This window comes from Aggregatibacter segnis (assembly GCF_003130075.1).
GTDB classification, from domain to species: domain Bacteria; phylum Pseudomonadota; class Gammaproteobacteria; order Enterobacterales; family Pasteurellaceae; genus Aggregatibacter; species Aggregatibacter segnis_A.
This window is the reverse complement of sequence record NZ_NRCW01000001.1, coordinates 194,635-215,190: the sequence shown is the minus strand read 5'-3', so window position 1 is coordinate 215,190 and position 20,556 is coordinate 194,635. Positions and strand designations below refer to the sequence as shown.

At 42.3% G+C, this 20,556-nt stretch carries 19 protein-coding genes and 1 other annotated feature; of the genes, 7 read left to right on the top strand and 12 right to left on the bottom strand.

Annotated elements, in window-relative coordinates:
* Positions 1–349: 349 nt before the first annotated feature.
* Entirely contained in the window at positions 350–619 is a 270-nt protein-coding gene (locus DK415_RS01100) for a DUF5339 domain-containing protein (protein ID WP_420884504.1), read from the top strand.
* A gap of 51 nt (positions 620–670) precedes the next feature.
* Here DK415_RS01100 and ruvB read toward each other — a convergent pair whose 3' ends face one another.
* From ruvB to aspS, 9 genes are all read right to left on the bottom strand, one after another.
* Positions 671–1,684, bottom strand: coding sequence for a Holliday junction branch migration DNA helicase RuvB (gene ruvB, locus DK415_RS01095; protein ID WP_109432066.1), 1,014 nt, complete (start codon positions 1,682–1,684; stop codon positions 671–673).
* A 15-nt stretch (positions 1,685–1,699) separates the two neighbouring features.
* Positions 1,700–2,314, bottom strand: a complete 615-nt coding sequence (gene ruvA / locus DK415_RS01090) for a Holliday junction branch migration protein RuvA (protein WP_109432065.1) — start codon at positions 2,312–2,314, stop codon at positions 1,700–1,702.
* A 63-nt stretch (positions 2,315–2,377) separates the two neighbouring features.
* Positions 2,378–2,950, bottom strand: coding sequence for a crossover junction endodeoxyribonuclease RuvC (gene ruvC, locus DK415_RS01085; RefSeq protein ID WP_109432064.1), 573 nt, complete (start codon positions 2,948–2,950; stop codon positions 2,378–2,380).
* 57 nt (positions 2,951–3,007) lie between these two features.
* The gene (locus DK415_RS01080) at positions 3,008–3,439 is read right to left on the bottom strand and encodes a hypothetical protein (RefSeq protein WP_109432063.1); all 432 of its coding nucleotides are present in this window, start codon (positions 3,437–3,439) and stop codon (positions 3,008–3,010) included.
* Between the two features lie 9 nt (positions 3,440–3,448).
* Positions 3,449–4,189, bottom strand: coding sequence for a YebC/PmpR family DNA-binding transcriptional regulator (locus DK415_RS01075; RefSeq protein ID WP_109432062.1), 741 nt, complete (start codon positions 4,187–4,189; stop codon positions 3,449–3,451).
* A gap of 12 nt (positions 4,190–4,201) precedes the next feature.
* A complete protein-coding gene (gene nudB, locus DK415_RS01070) occupies positions 4,202–4,648 on the bottom strand; it encodes a dihydroneopterin triphosphate diphosphatase (RefSeq protein ID WP_109432219.1) in 447 nt (148 codons plus the stop codon).
* A gap of 111 nt (positions 4,649–4,759) precedes the next feature.
* Positions 4,760–6,028 (bottom strand): NRAMP family divalent metal transporter, encoded by a 1,269-nt coding sequence (locus tag DK415_RS01065; protein ID WP_109432061.1) that lies wholly within the window; start codon positions 6,026–6,028, stop codon positions 4,760–4,762.
* 278 nt (positions 6,029–6,306) lie between these two features.
* Positions 6,307–6,702: a hypothetical protein gene (locus DK415_RS01060; protein ID WP_109432060.1), complete on the bottom strand. Its 396-nt coding sequence runs from the start codon at positions 6,700–6,702 to the stop codon at positions 6,307–6,309.
* Between the two features lie 59 nt (positions 6,703–6,761).
* Positions 6,762–8,528 (bottom strand): aspartate--tRNA ligase, encoded by a 1,767-nt coding sequence (gene aspS, locus DK415_RS01055; protein ID WP_109432059.1) that lies wholly within the window; start codon positions 8,526–8,528, stop codon positions 6,762–6,764.
* A 164-nt stretch (positions 8,529–8,692) separates the two neighbouring features.
* Between aspS and cmoA the strand changes: the two genes are divergently transcribed.
* Positions 8,693–9,415 (top strand): carboxy-S-adenosyl-L-methionine synthase CmoA, encoded by a 723-nt coding sequence (gene cmoA, locus DK415_RS01050; RefSeq protein ID WP_109432058.1) that lies wholly within the window; start codon positions 8,693–8,695, stop codon positions 9,413–9,415.
* A 95-nt stretch (positions 9,416–9,510) separates the two neighbouring features.
* Here cmoA and DK415_RS01045 read toward each other — a convergent pair whose 3' ends face one another.
* Positions 9,511–12,066: a GDYXXLXY domain-containing protein gene (locus DK415_RS01045; protein WP_109432057.1), complete on the bottom strand. Its 2,556-nt coding sequence runs from the start codon at positions 12,064–12,066 to the stop codon at positions 9,511–9,513.
* A 300-nt stretch (positions 12,067–12,366) separates the two neighbouring features.
* Between DK415_RS01045 and DK415_RS01040 the strand changes: the two genes are divergently transcribed.
* The 5 genes from DK415_RS01040 (at position 12,367) to priC (ending at position 18,103) form a co-directional block, all read left to right on the top strand.
* Positions 12,367–14,466 carry a TonB-dependent receptor domain-containing protein gene (locus DK415_RS01040; protein WP_109432056.1) on the top strand — a complete coding sequence of 700 codons (2,100 nt, stop codon included), beginning with the start codon at positions 12,367–12,369 and terminating at the stop codon, positions 14,464–14,466.
* Positions 14,467–14,617: 151 nt separating this feature from the next.
* A complete protein-coding gene (gloA, locus tag DK415_RS01035) occupies positions 14,618–15,025 on the top strand; it encodes a lactoylglutathione lyase (protein WP_109432055.1) in 408 nt (135 codons plus the stop codon).
* A gap of 87 nt (positions 15,026–15,112) precedes the next feature.
* A complete protein-coding gene (gene rnt, locus DK415_RS01030) occupies positions 15,113–15,766 on the top strand; it encodes a ribonuclease T (RefSeq protein ID WP_109432054.1) in 654 nt (217 codons plus the stop codon).
* A 126-nt stretch (positions 15,767–15,892) separates the two neighbouring features.
* Positions 15,893–16,021: a sequence feature (His leader region), on the top strand.
* Between the two features lie 104 nt (positions 16,022–16,125).
* The gene (locus tag DK415_RS01025; protein WP_109432053.1) at positions 16,126–17,475 is read left to right on the top strand and encodes a Na+/H+ antiporter family protein; all 1,350 of its coding nucleotides are present in this window, start codon (positions 16,126–16,128) and stop codon (positions 17,473–17,475) included.
* A 61-nt stretch (positions 17,476–17,536) separates the two neighbouring features.
* Positions 17,537–18,103 carry a primosomal replication protein PriC gene (gene priC, locus DK415_RS01020; protein WP_109432218.1) on the top strand — a complete coding sequence of 189 codons (567 nt, stop codon included), beginning with the start codon at positions 17,537–17,539 and terminating at the stop codon, positions 18,101–18,103.
* 55 nt (positions 18,104–18,158) lie between these two features.
* On the opposite strand, the gene miaB is transcribed toward priC, so the two are convergent.
* Together miaB and DK415_RS01010 are read right to left on the bottom strand one after the other, a co-directional pair.
* Positions 18,159–19,583: a tRNA (N6-isopentenyl adenosine(37)-C2)-methylthiotransferase MiaB gene (miaB, locus tag DK415_RS01015; RefSeq protein ID WP_109432052.1), complete on the bottom strand. Its 1,425-nt coding sequence runs from the start codon at positions 19,581–19,583 to the stop codon at positions 18,159–18,161.
* A 243-nt stretch (positions 19,584–19,826) separates the two neighbouring features.
* Positions 19,827–20,555, bottom strand: a complete 729-nt coding sequence (locus DK415_RS01010; protein ID WP_109432051.1) for an epoxyqueuosine reductase QueH — start codon at positions 20,553–20,555, stop codon at positions 19,827–19,829.
* Position 20,556 lies beyond the last annotated feature (1 nt).

Sequence of the window (20,556 nt, the reverse complement as noted above, 5' to 3'; positions counted from 1 at the left end):
TAACCCAAATGAGTGGCATATTCTACTACTAAACATAGGGATAAAGAATAGTAGAAATGTTGCCTAGCTCACATTTTTCGAACTAAATCAACAATAACTAAAAATAAGCATTTCAAGCAAAATTGATCTGCGTCAAATTATATGTTTTCTAAACAAAGTTGCAACATTTATCAAATCAAAATTCGCCAGATCACAAATTTAGAAAGAAATTCTGGACTTTTAACCAACATTTTGATAGTTTCCCTGCCAGTTTATTCATATTACTTTTTACTTGAATGGTTCAAGGGTATTTCAAATGGCAACAAAAACAACACGAATTTTGACCGCACTTTGCATGGTTACCACCGTGATGAGTTTTTCAAATGTAGTAAATGCCGCTGAAAATAGCGCAAAGAAATCATCAGAAATGCCACAGCAATGCAAGGATTTATTCAATGAAACTGAAAACCTGATTGCTGAAGCAGAAAAACAACCCGGCACACATACTCAAGTAAACAAGATTCGCAGCAAACTCAATCAAAGCAAACAGCAAATTCTTGAAATGGAATTGGCGACACAGATCAAAAGTTGCGATGTGGCATTAGCGAAACTCAACAGCATGAAACAACAGCAACAATAATCACAAGATAAAAATAAAAGGCTTATTGAAAATCAATAAGCCTTTTATTTTTTAGTCTTCTCGGGAAAGTTTTTCAATGCCAAAATGGCGATAAGTTGTTGAGGTTGCTATTCTTCCTCGCGGTGTTCGTTGTAAGAATCCCTGCTGAATTAAATAAGGCTCCAACACATCTTCAATGGTATCCCGTTCCTCGCCAATGGCTGCCGCTAAATTGTCTAATCCCACCGGACCACCATCAAAACGCTCTAAAACAGCCGTCAGCAACTTCCTGTCCAAATAATCAAAACCGGCATCGTCAATATCCAACATAGACAGCGCCGCTTTCGCAATGGCTTCGGTAATCACGCCGTTATTACGCACATCAGCATAATCTCGTACTCGACGTAATAAGCGATTCGCAATCCGCGGCGTTCCGCGAGAACGGCGAGCAATCTCATAGGCTGCCGAATCATCAATTTTAAGCTGCAAACAGACCGCACTTCTTGACACAATGGACGTTAAATCCAGCACGGAATAAAATTCCAAGCGTTGCACAATCCCAAAACGATCCCGCAATGGCGAGGTTAAAGAACCGGCTCGAGTTGTAGCACCGATAAGCGTAAAAGGCGGTAAATCCAATTTAATGGAACGGGCAGCCGGGCCTTCACCAATCATGATATCCAACTGATAATCTTCCATTGCCGGATACAATACTTCTTCAATGGCCGGTGAAAGGCGATGAATTTCATCAATAAACAACACATCATGAGGTTCAAGATTTGTCAGCATTGCGGCTAAATCACCCGCCTTTTCCAAAACCGGACCGGACGTCGTGCGAATATTTACCCCCATCTCGTTGGCGACAATATTAGCCAGTGTGGTTTTTCCTAATCCTGGCGGGCCAAAAATCAACAAATGATCTAACGCATCCTGACGTAATTGTGCCGCTTTAATGAAAATTTCCATTTGTTCACAAACTTGTGGTTGTCCCACATAATCCGCCAGCAATTTTGGACGAATGGCACGATCAATAACATCTTCGTCTAATTTTGCCGTAGCACTGATAATTCTGTCTGCTTCAATCATCTTGTCTATCTCAAATTACAACGCGGCTTTTAAAGCTTCACGAATTAACTGTTCACTGGAAAGCGCCGGTTTAGAGACTTTTTTCACCATTTTCTCCGCATCAAGTGGCTTATAACCCAAGGCGATCAATGCGGCAACAGCCTCATTAGAAGGCTCAGCGATTGAGACGGTTTCCATGCTAAAACTTGGCAAATGATCCGCTTGCATAAAGAAGTCGTTATTTTTTGCGCCTTTAAATTTGCCTTTGAGTTCAACTAAGAGTCTTTCTGCGGTTTTTTTACCAACACCGGGAATCTTCACTAATTTTGACAGCTCTTCACGTTCAATGGCATAAGCAAACTCATCCACCGACATAGCAGATAAAATTGCCAACGCCAATTTAGGACCTACGCCATTGGTTTTAATCAATTCACGAAATAAAGTGCGGTCTGTTTTTTGTGCAAATCCAAAGAGTAAATGAGCATCTTCACGCACGACCAAATGGGTAAATAAGCTAGTTTGTTTGCCAACTTCCGGAAGATGATAAAAACTTGTCATCGGCAACAACAATTCATAGCCGACCCCCTGCACATCCAACAAAATTTCCGGCGGCTGTTTTTCCATTAAAATACCGGTGAGATGACCAATCATAGCAATTCTCGTTAACTGTAAAAAATTGTGCGTAGCATAAAATAAAACTGGATAAATATCCAGTTAAATTTTTAAACGGAAACGGCCTCGACTATATCGAGTGCGTAAAAGTGCGGTCAATTTTTCCTGCGTTTCATTTTGACCCGCGGCATCTGCCACATGGAAAGAGTGCTGTATGGAATGGGCATGCGTAATGGCGATCGCTAAAGCATCCGCCGCATCAGCTTGTGGCTTATCGGAAAGTTTAAGAATTCGGGTGACCATCTCTTGTACCTGAACCTTATCCGCCGAACCAATACCGACCACGGTTTGTTTGACTAAACGGGCGGCATATTCAAACACCGGCAAATCATGATTCACTGCCGCAACAATCGCCGTGCCACGTGCCTGCCCTAGTTTAAGGGCTGAATCCGCATTTTTCGCCATAAACACTTGTTCAATCGCAAACATATCCGGTTGAAATTGCGTGATGATTTCCGTCACACCGGCATAAATACGTTTTAAACGGGTTGGCAACTCATCTACTTGAGTGCGAATGGCACCACTGCCAAGGTATTCCAATTGTCGACCGGTTTGTCGGATAACGCCATAACCGGTCACGCGAGAACCGGGGTCAATGCCTAAAATAATTGTCATAATCAGGTATAAAACAAACGGCTAGAAGACCTAGCCGTTTTTATTTGAAGTGAAAGTTTATTGATTTGCTTTTGCGGTCGCTTTCGCGTTCACATCACAGTTTTTCACAATAATCTTGTCGGATTTTTTGCCTTTTTGTAAAAGATTTACCGGTACGACAGAATCAAATTTATCCAAGGTTAAACCGCTGTCAACATTCCACACATAGTTGCCGGAAGTAAATGCGGTAAAATCTTTTTGAGCGGCATCACGAGCAAAGTCTTTAGCGATCACTTTATTGCCGACCATCACCATTGCACCTGTCGGTTCTTGACCTTCAAATTGATACACGGCAGTCACGGTTTTCTTGTTGCAAGAATACACTACTGTTTTATCCGTAATACTCGCCATGGCACCAGCTGTTTTTTGCTCCATTTTTGCCGTTGCATGAGAGCAAGCGCTCAAAATAGCAACCGTTGCAACCGCGGATAATACTTTAACAAATTTCATAAATGCTCCTTATAGCATTGCAGCGACTTCATCGCTGATTTCACCGTTGTGATAAACGTTTTGTACGTCATCACAGTCTTCCAACATATCAATTAAACGCAATAGTTTCGGTGCATTTTCCGCATCCAAATCTACGGTTGTTGATGGAATCATTGTCACTTCAGCGCTTTCAATTTTAAAACCGGCGGCTTCAATACCGTCACGCACAGCACCTAATTCTTCCCAAGCGGTATAAATTTCGAAAGAACCGTCATCTTGTGGTTGAACATCATCTGCACCCGCTTCGATTGCCGCTTCCATTAGTGCATCTTCATCCGCTTGGAGAACTAAAATCAATCCTTTTTTACTGAACAAATAACCAACTGAGCCTTCCGTGCCTAAGTTACCGCCACATTTGGTAAAACTTGGACGAACTTGGGAAATGGTACGGTTGGCGTTATCGCTTAAACATTCCACCATGACAGCCGTGCCACCCGGGCCGTAACCTTCATAGATTTTGGTTTCCATATTGGTGTCATCGCCACCACCAACACCACGCTCAATAGCACGGTTAATGGTATCACGGGTCATGTTGTTGCTGAGCGCTTTATCCACTGCCGCACGTAAACGTGGGTTCGATCCCACATCGCCGCCACCAATTTTTGCAGCGGTTACCAATTCACGAATTAATTTAGTAAAGATTTTGCCACGTTGCGCATCTTGTGCCGCTTTACGGTGTTTAATATTTGCCCACTTACTATGGCCTGCCATGTTGTTTTCCTTCTATTTTGTCAAATTAAATAAATATTTTCTTATCGCTTCCGCGTTATTAGGGGATTTCGTCATTTGAATCGCTTGTGCCGGCGAAACCCATTGAAAAGCGAGATGTTCGGTTAATTCAGGGGTAAATTCCTGCTCCACTGCCAACAAAAACCAGTGCTCTCGGCAGTGGGTAACATTCGGTGCGTATTTATAGCGGAAATGCGGAAAAATTTCAAACGTTACGCTTTCATGACAATCCCAAAGTGCGGTGCTTTTTGACGGCGTTTTTAACCGCACTTCTTCCCAAACTTCACGCACTGCCGCGTCATACGGTATTTCATTTTCCTCGAGGGAACCGGTTACAGATTGCCAGAAATCCGCATCGTCTCGCCGTTGTAGCATGAGTACTCTGCCGCTCTCTTTGGCATAAATGACAACAAGGACAGATTGGTTGTTTTTGTATTTCAAATGGATATCCACGCAAATAAAAAGTTCGCCATGTATTTTCACGCAAAATAACGTAAACAAGAACCGCACTTTAAAGAAACCCTTAAAGTGCGGTCGTTTTTAGAGAAATTTTTAGCCTAACCAGCCGGCTTGCTGTGCAATAAAGAGTGCGGCAAACGCGGTTAAATAGAATAAGCCGATAAAGGACAACCACAATAATCCGCCTTTCACGCTGTGTTTCGCTTTCATGGTTAAGGACAAGTTCAACCATGCAAAGACCGGCGCAGAAACAAAGGACGCAATCATCGCGAATTTCAACATCGGGCCAACGGCGTTATTAAAGTAGAAAATAATCGCCAAACCGGAGGCAGCGGCAAGCACCATGGCAATATTCAAGGTTCTTACTGTGCTTTCGCGTTTACCAAGTAATAAACGCAAGGATTCGACGTTGGTACGGGAATAACCGTCGATAACGGTGATAGTTGTGCCAAACATACACATGAAGGCAATCACGGCAATCAATAAACGCGCCCATTCACCGATGGTGCTGGCATACATATTGATTAATTGCGCGATATATTTACCGCCCACCATTTCCACGGTTTCAGGTGAGCCGAATTGTACCAACGCACCAAGCGCCAAGAACACGACCGCTAAAATCGCCGTACCGATGTAACCAACGTTGAAGTCAAACAAACCGTCTTGATAAGACACTTTGGTCAAGCGACGTTTTGCCACCACCCACATGGAGTTAATCGCAGAAATTTCAATCGGCGCCGGCATCCAACCCATTAATGCCACCAAAAATGCCAATTTGCTTAATTCCCACGGGGAAGGCGCAATGAAATCTGCCGGTGCAACACCTTGCATGCCATTACGCATAAACGCAATCACCACGGCACTGACTGTTGTCACGGTTAACGCGATCATGATGATTTTCGATAAGCTGTCTAATAAGCGGTATTTCCCTAACAATAAAATGCCGGTAATCACGACAATTACCAATGAACTCAACACCGGCATTGGCAACGGAATAGGGATGATAAACGTTAAGATCGCGGCGGTTAATAAGCCCACCGCTGCCGTATTAATGACCGTAGCAAAGATGTTTAACGCAAGGAACAACCACAAATAGAATTGCCCTTTTTGGCGATAACCTTCCAACAAGGTATTGCCGGTATCTAAGGTATATTGCACGCCGAAACGGAAAAACGGGTATTTAAATAAATTAGCGAGAATCACAATGCTCACTAACTCCCAGCCATAAATCGCACCCGCTTGGGTGGAAGCGATAATATGCGAACCACCAACGGCAGCCGATGCCATAACGATGCCCGGACCTAACGCAGCGAATTTAGTCGCCCACGTGGATTTTTCTACTGAATTTGAAACTTCACTCATAAAATTCTCTCTTATAAATTGACCATAAATGCGGGAAAGGACTCATTTATAATAGAATTTCACAACCCAGTAAAGAAAATAAAATTCTATCCAGAGAGAAATAAAAGAATAAAATTTTGATTTATTGAAAATTTTAGTTAATAACTTCAAAACCAAAAAGTAATGCAAGTTATCACACCAAAAAAGCAATTTATTTTAGTAGATAAAATTTTTTATCTAAAAAAGAAATCGCGGTCAAAATCCGTTGAGTTTTTGACCGCACCATAAGAATAATGAAACTAATTATTTTGAACGTTTTCTATTTTTGAAGACTTGAAATATTCATTAATAATTGGACGATATAGGAAAAATCCCCAAATACATAATGTAATTAGACTTCTAATTGCATCTTTATCTGCATATCCGCCATCGATAAAATCACTGACAACAGACAAACATCCTATCACTATATAGAGTGTTCTTCCCCATGATTTACCTTCAAGCATAACAATAGAAGATAAAAATACAAGGAAAGAAACTACAAATGCAAAAATCAAATAGGGGATAACTCCAGGAACTACATATCCTAAAGTTCGCCACCCATCCCATAAGGTATAGAAAACTAACAAAAATCCAATCACTGAAGCAAGGATATTAATCCCTGCAATTACTTTTAATGATGTAGGTTGCTTCATTTACTCTCCATAAAAAATGCGGTCAAAATTGACCGCACTTTATTATTTAAATTTCAACATTACTCAGCTTTTACAACCTGAATGCTCAACTCACCTAATGCCTGCGGATTCGCAAAACTTGGCGCTTCGGTCATTAAGCACGCCGCTGCCGTGGTTTTCGGGAAGGCGATGACATCACGAATATTTTCAGTGCCGGTTAAAAGCATGGTTAAACGGTCTAAACCGAATGCCAAACCTGCGTGTGGCGGTGTACCGAATTTCAATGCATCCAACAAGAAACCAAATTTTTCGCGTTGTTCTTGTTCGTTAATGCCAAGAATACGGAATACAGTTTGTTGCATTTTCGGATCGAAAATACGCACAGAACCGCCGCCGACTTCGTAGCCGTTAATGACCATATCGTAAGCATTAGCGACCGCACTTGTCGGATCCGCTTCCAATTGTTCCGGTGTGAAATCACGCGGCGATGTGAATGGGTGGTGCATTGCCGCCAAATTGCCTTCATCATCACGTTCGAACATAGGGAAATCAATGACCCAAAGCGGTTGCCATTCGTCTAAACGGGTTAAGCCGAGATCGCGACCCAGTTTCAAACGCAATGCGCCCATGGCATCAGTGGTGGTTTGCCATTTATCTGCACCGAAGAACAAGATATCACCATTTTGTGCTTTCACGCGTTCTGCTAACGCTTTCCATACGTCTTCATTTAAGAATTTCGCAATCGGGCTTTGAACGCCTTCAAGGCCCGCATTGATATCATTCACTTTCGCCCAAGCCAAACCTTTCGCACCGTAGATCCCAACAAATTGGGTGTATTCATCAATTTGTTTACGTGTAATTTCGCTGCCATTTGGTACACGAATGACAGCCACACGACCATTTGGATCATTGGCCGGTCCTTGGAACACTTTGAAATCCACCTCTTTAACGAGGTCTGCAACATCGACTAGTTCAAGCGGGTTACGCAAATCCGGCTTATCGGAACCAAAGCGATTCATCGCTTCATGCCAAGTCATCACCGGGAATTTGCCTAAATCCACACCAATGATATTTTGCCATAAACCGTGCACCATGCGTTCCATAATCTCACGCACTTCAGGCGCTGTCAGGAAAGAGGTTTCCACATCGATTTGGGTAAATTCCGGTTGACGATCCGCACGCAAATCTTCATCACGGAAACATTTCACGATTTGATAATAACGGTCAAAACCGGACATCATTAAAAGCTGTTTAAAAAGCTGTGGTGATTGTGGCAAGGCATAGAATTTGCCTTTATGTACACGGCTCGGCACTAAATAGTCACGCGCGCCTTCCGGTGTTGCTTTGGTTAGCATTGGCGTTTCAATATCTAAGAAACCATTGTCATCCATGAAACGACGTACAAAACTGGTGATTTTCGCACGTGTTTTCAAACGTTGTGCCATTTCCGGACGGCGTAAATCCAAATAACGGTATTTTAAACGTTGTTCTTCCGTGTTGTTTTGGTTGAAGTCTAACGGCAACACATCGGAAGTGTTGTAAATTTTCAATGCTTTTGCCAATACTTCCACTTCACCGGTCGCCATGTTTTTATTGATTTGGTTATCCGGGCGAGCAATCACTTCACCTTTGATTTGAATACAAAATTCGTTACGCAAACCAGCAGCCGCGGTCAACGCCTCTTGGTATTTCGGGCCGAAACACACTTGCACGATGCCATCACGATCGCGCATATCAATAAAGATCAACCCACCTAAATCGCGGCGGCGATGAACCCAACCGCTTAATGTTACTTCCTGACCGATATTTGCGCGGTTTAACGCACCGCAATAATGTGAACGCATCATTTTTTATTCCTTATTATATTCTGGATCATTAAAGAGAAATTAACCGTGCGATTATACGGAAATTGCCTGGGCTTTTGAATTGGAAAGCGAAATTTATTTGCTCAGTTAAAAACTTTCTCTAAAATAACCGCACTTTTTATTTCAAATCATTGCATCGCAAAAACATGAAAGACACCCTATTCTCTGCGCCTATTGAAAAATTGGGCGATTTTACCTTTGACGAAAGCGTCGCGGAAGTGTTTCCCGACATGATCCAACGCTCTGTACCGGGTTATTCCAACATCATCACTGCCATCGGTATGCTTGCCGAGCGTTTTGTGACGGCAAACAGCAACGTTTATGATTTAGGTTGTTCCCGTGGGGCGGCGACCCTTTCCGCTCGTCGTCATATCAACCAACCCAATGTAAAAATTATCGGGGTGGACAATTCCCAACCGATGGTGGAACGTTGTCGCCAACACATTGCCGCCTACCACAGTGATATTCCGGTTGAGATTCTCTGTGACGACATTCGCCACATTGAGATCAAAAACGCATCGATGGTGATTTTGAATTTCACCCTGCAATTTCTGCCACCACAAGATCGCGTGGCGTTGTTGGAAAAAATTCATCAAGGATTAAATCCAAACGGCGTATTGGTGCTGTCAGAGAAATTCCGCTTTGAGGATGAACAAACCAATGAATTGCTGATTGATCTCCACCATCAATTTAAACGCGCCAACGGTTATAGCGAATTAGAAGTGAGCCAAAAACGCACCGCACTTGAAAATGTGATGCGCACAGACAGCATTGAAACCCATAAAGCACGGTTAAAAAATGTCGGTTTTTCTCATGTGGAGCTTTGGTTCCAATGCTTTAACTTCGGTTCTATGATTGCGATGAAATAAGCGCAAGCTCAAAATAAAAAAAGTGCGGTGGACGTAAAACGTTTTAAAAATCCACCGCACTTTTTTCTTATCTATCGACAACCTTATTCTCGTTTTTATAAAGGTTTTAAACTCTGATCCAACAAACGAGCAAGCAATAAAATGCCGTCTTTAAAACGATATTCGGCGTACTCTGCCTGCGCATAATATTGCCCTTTTCCTTCTGCAAAGAAATATTCTTGGCTTGGCAATGCCGGCGACCAGCCAGTGTTATTAATCGGTAAATACAGGTTTGGTTCGCACCCCGTGAAATCCGTCGGTTTAGTTTTTTCCACGCGACATAAGGTAGCAATGCCCTGCTCATTTTGATGAATTAAGGCATAAACCCGTTTAGGTTGTCGTTTGCTCGTTGTCTGCCAAATATCCTTTTCACGGATTTGCTCGTCATTTAGTTGGTCGGGCTCATCATTAAGTTGCGCTGCAATATCCTGCAAAATGGCGTAATTCAAGGACATATAATCCCCTTGCATTAACGAACGCGGATCCATCGGCGCAATTTTTAGCACGATCGGCTTACCGCTCGCTAACACGTTTTCAAATTGCCATACCTTATAATTTAATGGCGATAACATCAGTAACGCGATAAGCAGTGCTATCAACGGTTTTCTTTTAGAAACACCAGAAAAATCCACCGCACTTTGTGTCGTCACTTTATATTTCCAATGCAAATAAAATGCCACACAAGAAAACAATGCGCCAAAGCATAAGAGTAAAAACGACTTATAAAGCAATGGGATAAAGAGCATGTAATAATAAAGCGCTAAATTTGTAATGAGCGCCAATAAAGCGATAAAAAATAAAGATCGGCTTGCCGAAACATAGGCAATCAACCACAGGGCAATAAAAAATAAAATAGACGGTTGAGCCACAAAACTAATCGTAAAGAGCGTGAAAACAATGGCAATAAACCACTTTTCCGCCAGCGCAGATTTAAAAAAGAAGCTGATAACCCAATAAACACAGAAAGGTGTAAGACAAACAAAAAACGGCACCCACCATGAAAATGTCAATGTCGCTCGTGAAAAAGCACCATAGGTAATGACATTAAACAAGTCTGAGAACGTATCAATGGACGGTAACTCGTCGGCGACCTCGCTGAAATGATGAATCCAAGGAAAGAATGCTTGGGACGCGGAATACATCCAAGAGCTGAGACTAAAAAATAAAAGCCCCCAAGCAAGCGGTGTTACTGCCTCGCTCTGCTGGTGTTTTATCATCCATAAGAACTGCCCTACAAAAACACAAATACAGCACAACATAGAAAGATAAGTCAAAGACAAAGAACCGGATGCAATGTCCTCCACGTAACTGAGGTGCCACATGCTTAAGATACTTACTACCGTTAAGGTTTGTAGCCAAACTTCTTTACGGACGAAATAAAAAGCACCGACCACACAGGAAAACAACAACGGTACAAAAATCTGCGTTGTTTCGCTAGACTCACTCTCCAAATGATCAAACCATAAATAACCACCAAGTAAACCATATCCCATCAAAAAACAAATACCAACCACTAGCGACATTTCATTACTTGCTTGCGGATAAGCACGATGTAATCCCAGTGCGGTAAGCAACATTGCGATCGCCAAAGCAAGTACAGAGAGCAACGGGTCAGATATATCAAGAATAAACGCCGCCCAAATAATGGCGGTGACCATACCGATGAGAATGGCAAAAATAAATAGAACGGATAATGCCCAAGGCATTTTCTTATGTTGCGGATAACGTGCTTGATAAAGCTTGTACAGATATTTCATTGCCAAGATCGTCAGCACAAAAATCAACAAACCACTCGAAAAAACGGCATCCGCAGAATTGATATGAGAAAAGAGCAACATGCTAAAGGCAACAATTATCCCCAATGCACTTGCAATTAAATTGGTGAAATCAAAACGATATTGCTTATAAAAATAAAATAATGCGGCAGAAGGCACACTCACGATCAAGAAATTTAGCACCGAAAACCAACCAAAATCAGTATCAAACATCGTGTCATAGGCCATAAAACGAATGCCGAAGAGATGTATGATCACAAAACCAAGCAAGATTTTGGGTAAGATTCGCCAACGTTCGTCATGTAATTGTCGTGTAAAAACTTCACTGAATACCAAGCCAATAGCGTTGAGAAATACGCCATAAACAGCAGCATAGTCATAATTATCGATCTGAAGTAAATACAAAGCTAAATTTGCTGTGACAATCAGCAATAAAGCGGAAGCAACATTAGGCAACAAAAGCAACCATGGAATTTGGCACACCGACCAAATGGCAAACAATTCCCATGTATTCGCGCCCGTTTGATATGTTTGCCCAACGAGTGCCAAGGTAGCGCCAATCAGCACGGCAGTACCAAAGAAGAACGCAACCGAAACAAGTTTTAATTTCTCCGCTGCTAATTGACGACTTTCGCGCATAAAAAAATAACCGCCTATAATCACAGAAAAAACGAACAACGTTTGCAATCCATAAATCTTCGTTAAATCGGAAAGATAATCCCAGTTCGCGGCAATGAATGTGACAACGCCGCTAGTAAGAAAACCGACCGTTAACAAGAGAAACAATAAATTAAGATAACGTTCCCAAGATAAGTTGAATAACCCTGTTCGATTCATATTTTCGTTTCCTTGCAATCCGCGGTGAAAAGTTAAGGAATTTTAGTCAATTTTTAGGAGAAAAAGCAAAAGTGCGGTGAGATTTTGCGGGATTTTCCTTCTCATGTTCATTCTTTCCTCATATCAATAGTGCTTACAGTTTCCGTCTCTTTTAACAAAAAACACATACATTTTTATCCATAAAATACCATTAGAAATAATTTAATAATTAATAATAATTATCATTTGCATGAATTAAGCAAATACGTTAAATTGCCACGCTGTAAATTTCACCTTTGATCAACCTTTAAAGGAGCATTTATGCGCAAACATTTTTCATTGCTTCCCCTCGCAATATTAGTTACCACTGCAGTTTATGCAGAAAATTTAGAGATCATTAACGTGGTGTCTGAAAATACCGGTGCCAAAAGTAAAACCAATGTGATTACAACTGAATCGATTAATCGCAGCACGGAAACCGAATTAAAAGGTTTATTAAAAGACGAACCGGCGATTAACTTCGGTGGCGGTCGCGGCACATCACAATGGTTTACCATTCGCGGGATGGGGCAAGATCAAGTGGATGTGAAAGTGGATGATGCTTATACCGACGCCCAACTTTTCCACCACCAAGGCCGTTTCATGTTTGACCCGGCACTATTCAAGAAAGTGAGCGTACAAAAAGGGACGGGGTCAGCCAGTGCCGGCATTGGTGCAACCAGCGGTGCTATCGTGGCAGAAACCGTGAGTGCAAAAGATCTCCTGAAAGACGGTCAAGACATTGGTTTTAAACTAAATGCCGGCGTCAGCTCAAACAAAGGCTGGAGCAAAGGCGCAACCGTTTATTCACGCGCCCAAGCGATGGATGTATTACTTTCCGGTAATTGGGTAAATGAAAGCGACTATAAAGGCGGTCATAATTTCCGTAATTTGGAAGGTGGTACAAAAGTTCAAAACAGTTCATTACATCAACGTGGTTTACTCGCCAAAGTTGGGGTTGATATTACTGAAGATCAACGTATCGAATTAAGCCACCGTCAAGAGCGTCATTACGGCGTTCGCGCACTTCGTGAAGAGTTTGACTTTTCGCAAGATTGGTTAACCGCCAGTGCGCAAAACGGCAATCCACCGACGCTAACAAGGGAACAGAGTGCAAAAGGCTATAAATTAAGCCAAGAAGGGAATACTTGGTATGTTTTAGATCGTGATGGTAACAAAATTCCGAATACGGCAAATAACGCCCCTCGCTATCGCATCACCACAAACGATACTAGCAAGATTGAATGGACCGGTAAAAACATGGGCTTTATCAGCAATGCTAAGGCTAATGTATGGCGTAGTGTAATTAGCCGTGAAGAGCCAAGTGAACGTTCCAGAACCCGTTTAATTGCCAATGGTGCAAACTTAAACCTGGATTCTCCAATCGGTGAGTCTCACTTAATCAAATACGGTATCAATTACCGCGATCAAGAAGGTAAGCCTAACTCACTCACCGTTCAAAACGGCGTCCAAATGAAGACCCAAAAGAAACGTGAAGTGGGTGTTTATGCCGAGGGCATTTGGGGCTTAGGGGCGTTTACATTAACGACCGGCTTGCGTTATGACCACTTCAATTTCCATGCAATGGACGGTTCAAAATCCAGTAAAGGAAACCTAAACCCAAGTGTCGGTTTAATTTATGAAGTGACCAATGATTTAAGTTTAAATACCAGCTTAAACTACGCTACCCGAAGTCCTCGTTTCTTTGAAGTTATGCTTTCTTCAGGATCGACTCGAGGAAAACCTGCAGTGTATTCCATTGCCAATAACATTAAACCGGAAAGATCGCGCAACGCGGAAGTAGGCTTCAACTATAAATTAGCCGACAGCCTTTCTTTGAACGGAAGTTATTTCTGGCAAACGATCCAAGATACGCACGCCTTTACGCAAATCAGACCGGGTTATTATGAAATCCAAAATGCAGGCAAATTAAGAAATCATGGTTATGAATTAGGTGCAGCCTATAAATACGAAGGCTTAACCTTGCGTGCAGGCGTGGCTTACAGTAAACCGGAATTAAACGGCAGAACAGTGGATAGCACTGTAACCGCCATTCCGATCGGTCGTACTTGGACCACCGGTGTGTCTTACCACTTCGAACAACCTGACGTTGAAATCGGTTGGAAAGGCCGTTTTGTACAACATACCAGCTACGATTCCACAACCAGCAATCGTGGCGGCGGCTCAACCACCACAAAACGTCCGGGCTATGGCGTCAACGATTTCTATATCACATGGAAACCGGTTGAAAGCGTAAATGTCAACCTTGCGTTAAACAATGCATTCAACAAATACTATCGTAGCCACAGCCAACGCGCAGGCGTATCCACCTTGCCTGAGCCGGGCCGTGACGTTCGTTTAAGTGTAAACTACACGTTCTAAACCTGAAAAGTGCGGTGGGATTTTACTGCGTTTTTTAAATTTCTTTTGAAGGATTAAGTTCAACTGAGCTTAATCCTTTTTATTTTCCAAAGAAAACGCCATGATTCTGTGGCATAATTAGCACAATTTTATTTATTTGATGGAGAATATCATGCGAATTTTACATACCATGTTACGCGTCGGCGACTTACAACGTTCTATTCAGTTTTATCAAGATGTATTGGGCATGCGTTTATTGCGTACCAGTGAAAATCCGGAATACCAATATTCTTTGGCATTTTTAGGTTACGATGATGAAGACAAAGCGTCCGTATTGGAATTAACCTATAACTGGGGCGTAGGGAAATATGATTTAGGTAATGCTTACGGTCATATCGCTATTGGTGTAGATGATATTTATACGACCTGTGAAGCGGTGCGCAAGGCGGGCGGCAATGTTACGCGCGAACCGGGCCCGGTAAAAGGTGGTAAAACCGTGATTGCTTTCGTGGAAGATCCGGACGGTTACAAAATTGAATTCATCGAAAATCAAAGCGCACAAGCCGGCTTAGGCAACTAAGTTGCCCTCTAAAGTGCGGTAAAAAATTCAAGTGTTTTTTAACGTGGATTATAAACGATAATCCACGTTTTATTTTTAGGATGAGCTATGTCTGAAGCCCAAGAAACAATTAATTACAACTTACTAAAACAACGATTTCGCGGTTATTTACCGGTGGTAATCGATGTGGAAACCGCCGGCTTAAACGCCAAAACCGATGCGCTATTAGAACTGGCAGCCATTACCCTAAAAATGGACGACGCCGGCAACTTAGTGCAGGACCAAAAATGTCATTTTCACATTCAACCCTTTGAAGGCGCCAATATCGATCCTGAGTCCATCAAATTTAACGGTATCGACATCGACAACCCATTACGTGGAGCCGTGAGTGAAAATATCGCTATTAGCGAGATGTTTAAAATGGTACGTAAGGCACAAAAAGATGCTGACTGCCAACGTTCAATCATCGTCGCGCATAATGCGTCATTCGATCATGGATTTGTGATGGCAGCGGCGCAACGTATGAACGCCAAGCGCAACCCATTTCATCCGTTTTCCACTTTTGATACCGCCACATTAAGCGGTTTTATGTTCGGACAAACGGTATTAGTTAAAGCCTGCCAAGCGGCCAAAATTGCTTTTGACAGCCAACAAGCCCATTCTGCGCTATATGATACGGAACGCACAGCAGAACTGTTTTGTTATATGGTAAATCATTTAAAACACTTGGGCGGATTTCCGCATGTCATAGCGGAAAATTAAAAAACATCAAAAATATTGACCGCACTTTACATTTTTTTGAAAAAACACTTGCGATAAAAAATATTTTCCAGTAGTTTAGAAAGCAATTCACATAGGAGATTCCCAAATGCGCTTTATTCGTCGTCACCATCATCACCACGTAACTGAATGATCTTTCAGGTATTTGGTGTGCTTGGAAGATGACTTCTGAGCAGGCACGAATAAAACGTTATCCTTTAAAACCCCTCGGAAGTTGACTTTCGAGGGGTTTGTTTTTTTTTACGTAAAAATAAATTCCTCTGAAATTAGCCGATGATTTTATTAGACAAATTTTATTTCTCTAGTAAATTATCAATAACTTAACTCATAAGGACAAAAAAATGCTAACCAATCCAGTTGTTATTTCCATCGCGGTCTTGCTGATTCTCAGCTTGCTGCGAATTAACGTGGTCGTTGCCTTGGTTATTTCTGCCCTCACAGCAGGTTTAATCGGTGATTTAGGCCTAACAAAAACTATTGAAGCCTTTACCGGCGGCCTCGGCGGCGGTGCTGAAGTGGCAATGAACTACGCCATGCTTGGTGCATTTGCCATTGCCATTTCCAAATCAGGCATCACTGATTTGCTCGCCTATAAAGTCATTACCCGCATGAACAAAACCCCCTCTGCCAATGGGATTGCCATGTTCAAATATGCGTTATTGGGGATTTTGGTGTTGTTCTCGATTTCCTCACAAAACTTGTTGCCGGTACACATTGCGTTTATTCCAATTGTTGTTCCACCGCTACTTGCCGTGTTCAACAAGTTGAAAATTGACCGTCGCGCCGTAGCTTGCGTCCTCACTTTCGGTTTAACCGCCACCTATATGTTATTACCGGTGGGTTTCGGTAAAATCTTTATCGAAAGCATTTTAGTTAAAAATATTAATAATGTTGGTGCCTCATTAGGGTTACAAACAACGGTAGGTGAAGTCTCCCTCGCTATGATGATTCCGGTAACCGGGATGATTTTAGGTTTATTGACTGCCGTATTTATCACTTATCGCAAACCCCGTGAATATGCCGTCACCACAGCAGAACCAACAACACAAGACATTGAGCAACACATTGCTAACATTACACCAAAACAAATCACCGCAAGCCTTGTCGCGATTGTAGCAACCTTCACCACACAATTAGTCACAAGCTCTACGATCATCGGTGGTTTAGTCGGTTTAGTCATTTTCGCTGTGTTCGGCATCTTTAAGCTAAAAGAAAGTAACGATATTTTCCAACAAGGCTTACGCTTAATGGCCATGATCGGTTTCGTGATGATCGCTGCCTCCGGTTTCGCCAATGTGATTAACACAACTACCGGTGTAACTGACTTAGTGCAAACCTTAGGGCAAGGGTTACAAAGTAAAGGACTTGCAGCGTTCTTAATGTTATTCGTCGGCTTGTTGATCACCATGGGGATCGGTTCTTCCTTCTCTACCGTGCCAATCATCACCTCAATTTATGTACCGCTTTGTTTGTCTTTCGGCTTCTCACCACTTGCCACAGTGTCTATCGTCGGCGTTGCGGCGGCATTAGGTGATGCGGGCTCACCAGCGTCTGACTCAACCTTAGGGCCAACATCCGGTTTGAATATGGACGGTAAACACGACCACATTTGGGATTCTGTTGTGCCAACGTTCATTCACTATAACATTCCGTTGTTAGCCTTCGGTTGGCTTGCAGCAATGACTCTCTAAACTTAAAGTGCGGTCGGAAAAACAAATAAATTTTCCACCGCACTTTTGCTTTTTTATGTCTATGAACAACATTTCCACACAACGCTTAAAACAAAGCCTTCAGCATTTCTTTGCACGTTATGCCTCGCAAAAAGAAGAGATTGTTTATGCCAAATTTTCACCCAATCTGTTTACGGAAAATTGGCAAAAAACGGCATTTTATTTTGAGCAAATAGAACTCACCTTCGTGCAGCTTGAACAGGTTGAAAGCAATAACATTGGAGCCTGGCAGTTTTATACGCAAAAACTATCCGCACAATGCACCGCACTTTCGGATGCCTTAACGCGTCAACAACAAAATGCGCAGCTCTTTCCGGTTAAAGATAAAGAAGAAAATAAACCGCAAAATAAACGTCAGCATCCCGTACACAGTTTGCCACCGCGCGAACGATTGGCAAAATATTATGAATATTTAGCGTCTTTTAATGAGAAAATTCAGCATGAGCAAGACAGTTTAAGTGAAGCGCAGAGAGAGGAACTTCCATTTAACCGATTAAAACTGGAACAACTAGAACAACGTCGCGCTCGTTGTTTGGAAGCCATCGAAATGTTAGAGGAATATTTAATCTTCCTCGAAAAGCAGAAATAGTCGAAATAAAAAACCTCGCAAACATCGCGAGGTTTTTTCATTCAGATCAGATAAATTAGCCGGTGTAACGGCCTACTCCCAGTTCATCTTCTTTACGGGTGCGGTTAATTACCATTTGTGGCGATTGCAACACACGCAAGCCCATTTGGTCTTCGGTGCGTACCACTTCACCACGTAGGGAGTTCGTGAATACATCGGTGATTTTAATATCGACAAATTTCCCGATCATTTCCGGCGTACCTTGGAAATTCACAATACGGTTGGTTTCCGTACGACCGGTTAATTCCATAATATCTTTCTTCGATGGGCCTTCTACCAACACGCGTTGCTCCGTACCTAACATCGCGCGACTGAATTGAGCCGCTTGATTGTTGATGCGTTGTTGCAACAAATACAAACGTTGTTTTTTCTCGTCTTCAGTCACATCATCTGGGTAATCTGCCGCTGGTGTGCCAGGACGGGCAGAATAAATAAAGCTGAAACTCATGTCGAAATTCACTTGAGCGATCAAATTCATGGTCTGCTCGAAATCTTCATTGGTTTCCCCCGGGAAACCCACAATGAAGTCAGAACTGATTTGAATATTCGGACGTACCACTTTTAGTTTGCGAATAATGGATTTGTATTCAAGCGCTGTATGCCCGCGTTTCATCATGGTTAAAACGCGGTCTGAACCGGATTGCACCGGCAAATGAAGGAAACTCACAAGTTCCGGCGTGTCACGATACACATCGATAATGTCGTCAGTGAATTCAATCGGATGGCTCGTCGTAAAACGCAAACGGTCAATGCCGTCAATGGCTGCCACTAAACGTAATAATTCTGCAAAAGTACAAATTTCACCGTCAAACGTCGGGCCACGATAAGCATTCACGTTTTGACCAAGCAAATTCACTTCACGTACGCCCTGGGCGGCTAACTGCGCAATTTCAAATAAAATATCATCTACCGGACGGCTTACTTCCTCACCACGGGTATAAGGCACCACACAATAAGTACAATATTTATTACAGCCTTCCATAATGGAAACGAATGCGGTTGGTCCCTCTGCACGAGGCTCCGGCAGACAGTCAAATTTTTCAATTTCCGGGAAACTAATATCTACGACAGAGCTTTTTCCGCCACGGATTTGGTTAATCATTTCAGGTAAGCGATGCAATGTTTGCGGCCCGAAAATAATATCCACATAAGGCGCGCGGGTGCGAATGTGTTCGCCTTCCTGCGATGCCACACAACCGCCTACACCAATCAATAAATTCGGGTTATTTTTCTTTAATTCTTTCCAACGACCTAATTGATGGAAGACTTTTTCCTGTGCTTTTTCACGAATGGAACAGGTATTTAACAATAAAACATCCGCTTCTTCCGGCACCTCGGTAAGTTCCAAACCGTGTGTGCTGTGTAACAAATCCGCCATCTTAGATGAATCGTACTCGTTCATCTGACAGCCCCAAGTTTTAATATGTAGTTTTTGCGTCATACTGGCTAAAATTTACTCTAATGGTTCATGAAAATTGACTGGTTATTCTACCGAGTTGCGCTTTTCATCGCTAGTAAAAAAGCAGATTTTTCGGAGATTTTTACCTGTTGGAGGTAGGAACAGTGCGCCCTAACGTGCATAAAAATGGATAAAGAAGGGGAAAAAAGAAAAGGCAGATAAAACACCCTAGAAAAGCAAGCTTCGCCTGAAATTTATCTGCCATTCATCAATACATGGAATGACTTACTGATTCGGTGAGTAATAAAGTTTACCGATTTCAATTTTTTGACGACCGGTTTGTTCGCGCCATTTATTACTATCACGCAAAGAATAAACGCAACCGCAATATTCTTGCTGATAAAAACGCTCGCGTTTACTGATTTCAATCATCCGTTGTGAGCCACCTTCTTTACGCCAGTTATAATCCCAATAGATCACATCGTCATATTTTTCTGCCGCGCGATGACCACAACCGTTAATTTGCTCCATGTCTTTCCAGCGGGAAATACCAAGGCAACTGGTGAATACCGGGAAACCGTGCTCATGAGCATATTCAGCGGCTTTTTCAAAACGCATATCAAAACACATGGTGCAACGAATGCCGCGTTCCGGCTCCCATTCCATGCCTTTGGCACGATCAAACCATTCTTGACGATCATAGTCGGCATCAATAAACGGAATACCAAATTTTTGCGCAAAACGAATATTTTCTTCTTTGCGAATTAAATATTCTTTTAACGGATGAATGTTCGGGTTGTAGAAATAAATCGTAAATTCAATATCGGATGCCAAAATGGCTTCCATCACCTCACCCGAGCAAGGCGCACAACAGGAATGCAAAAGAAGTTTATTGTGTCCTTCGGGCAATTCCAATTTTTCACGAATAAATGGTGCATTCGGATCTTTACGCGTTTTTTGTTTGCGTGTTTTATGTTGAAAACCGACCGCACTTTGAGATTGTTGTTCTGTCATC

Bases quoted from the DNA above. Each gene is read 5' to 3' on its own strand.
- rnt (WP_109432054.1), top strand. From the start codon at position 15,113: ATGTCTGAAGCCCAAGAAACAATTAATTACAACTTACTAAAACAACGA.
- priC (WP_109432218.1), top strand. From the start codon at position 17,537: ATGAACAACATTTCCACACAACGCTTAAAACAAAGCCTTCAGCATTTC.
- gloA (WP_109432055.1), top strand. From the start codon at position 14,618: ATGCGAATTTTACATACCATGTTACGCGTCGGCGACTTACAACGTTCT.
- ruvA (WP_109432065.1), bottom strand. From the start codon at position 2,314: ATGATTGGTCATCTCACCGGTATTTTAATGGAAAAACAGCCGCCGGAA.
- DK415_RS01010 (WP_109432051.1), bottom strand. From the start codon at position 20,555: ATGACAGAACAACAATCTCAAAGTGCGGTCGGTTTTCAACATAAAACA.
- DK415_RS01060 (WP_109432060.1), bottom strand. From the start codon at position 6,702: ATGAAGCAACCTACATCATTAAAAGTAATTGCAGGGATTAATATCCTT.
- miaB (WP_109432052.1), bottom strand. From the start codon at position 19,583: ATGACGCAAAAACTACATATTAAAACTTGGGGCTGTCAGATGAACGAG.
- DK415_RS01100 (WP_420884504.1), top strand. From the start codon at position 350: ATGAGTTTTTCAAATGTAGTAAATGCCGCTGAAAATAGCGCAAAGAAA.
- DK415_RS01045 (WP_109432057.1), bottom strand. From the start codon at position 12,066: ATGAATCGAACAGGGTTATTCAACTTATCTTGGGAACGTTATCTTAAT.
- DK415_RS01080 (WP_109432063.1), bottom strand. From the start codon at position 3,439: ATGAAATTTGTTAAAGTATTATCCGCGGTTGCAACGGTTGCTATTTTG.
- DK415_RS01040 (WP_109432056.1), top strand. From the start codon at position 12,367: ATGCGCAAACATTTTTCATTGCTTCCCCTCGCAATATTAGTTACCACT.
- aspS (WP_109432059.1), bottom strand. From the start codon at position 8,528: ATGATGCGTTCACATTATTGCGGTGCGTTAAACCGCGCAAATATCGGT.
- cmoA (WP_109432058.1), top strand. From the start codon at position 8,693: ATGAAAGACACCCTATTCTCTGCGCCTATTGAAAAATTGGGCGATTTT.
- DK415_RS01065 (WP_109432061.1), bottom strand. From the start codon at position 6,028: ATGAGTGAAGTTTCAAATTCAGTAGAAAAATCCACGTGGGCGACTAAA.
- ruvC (WP_109432064.1), bottom strand. From the start codon at position 2,950: ATGACAATTATTTTAGGCATTGACCCCGGTTCTCGCGTGACCGGTTAT.
- DK415_RS01075 (WP_109432062.1), bottom strand. From the start codon at position 4,189: ATGGCAGGCCATAGTAAGTGGGCAAATATTAAACACCGTAAAGCGGCA.
- ruvB (WP_109432066.1), bottom strand. From the start codon at position 1,684: ATGATTGAAGCAGACAGAATTATCAGTGCTACGGCAAAATTAGACGAA.
- DK415_RS01025 (WP_109432053.1), top strand. From the start codon at position 16,126: ATGCTAACCAATCCAGTTGTTATTTCCATCGCGGTCTTGCTGATTCTC.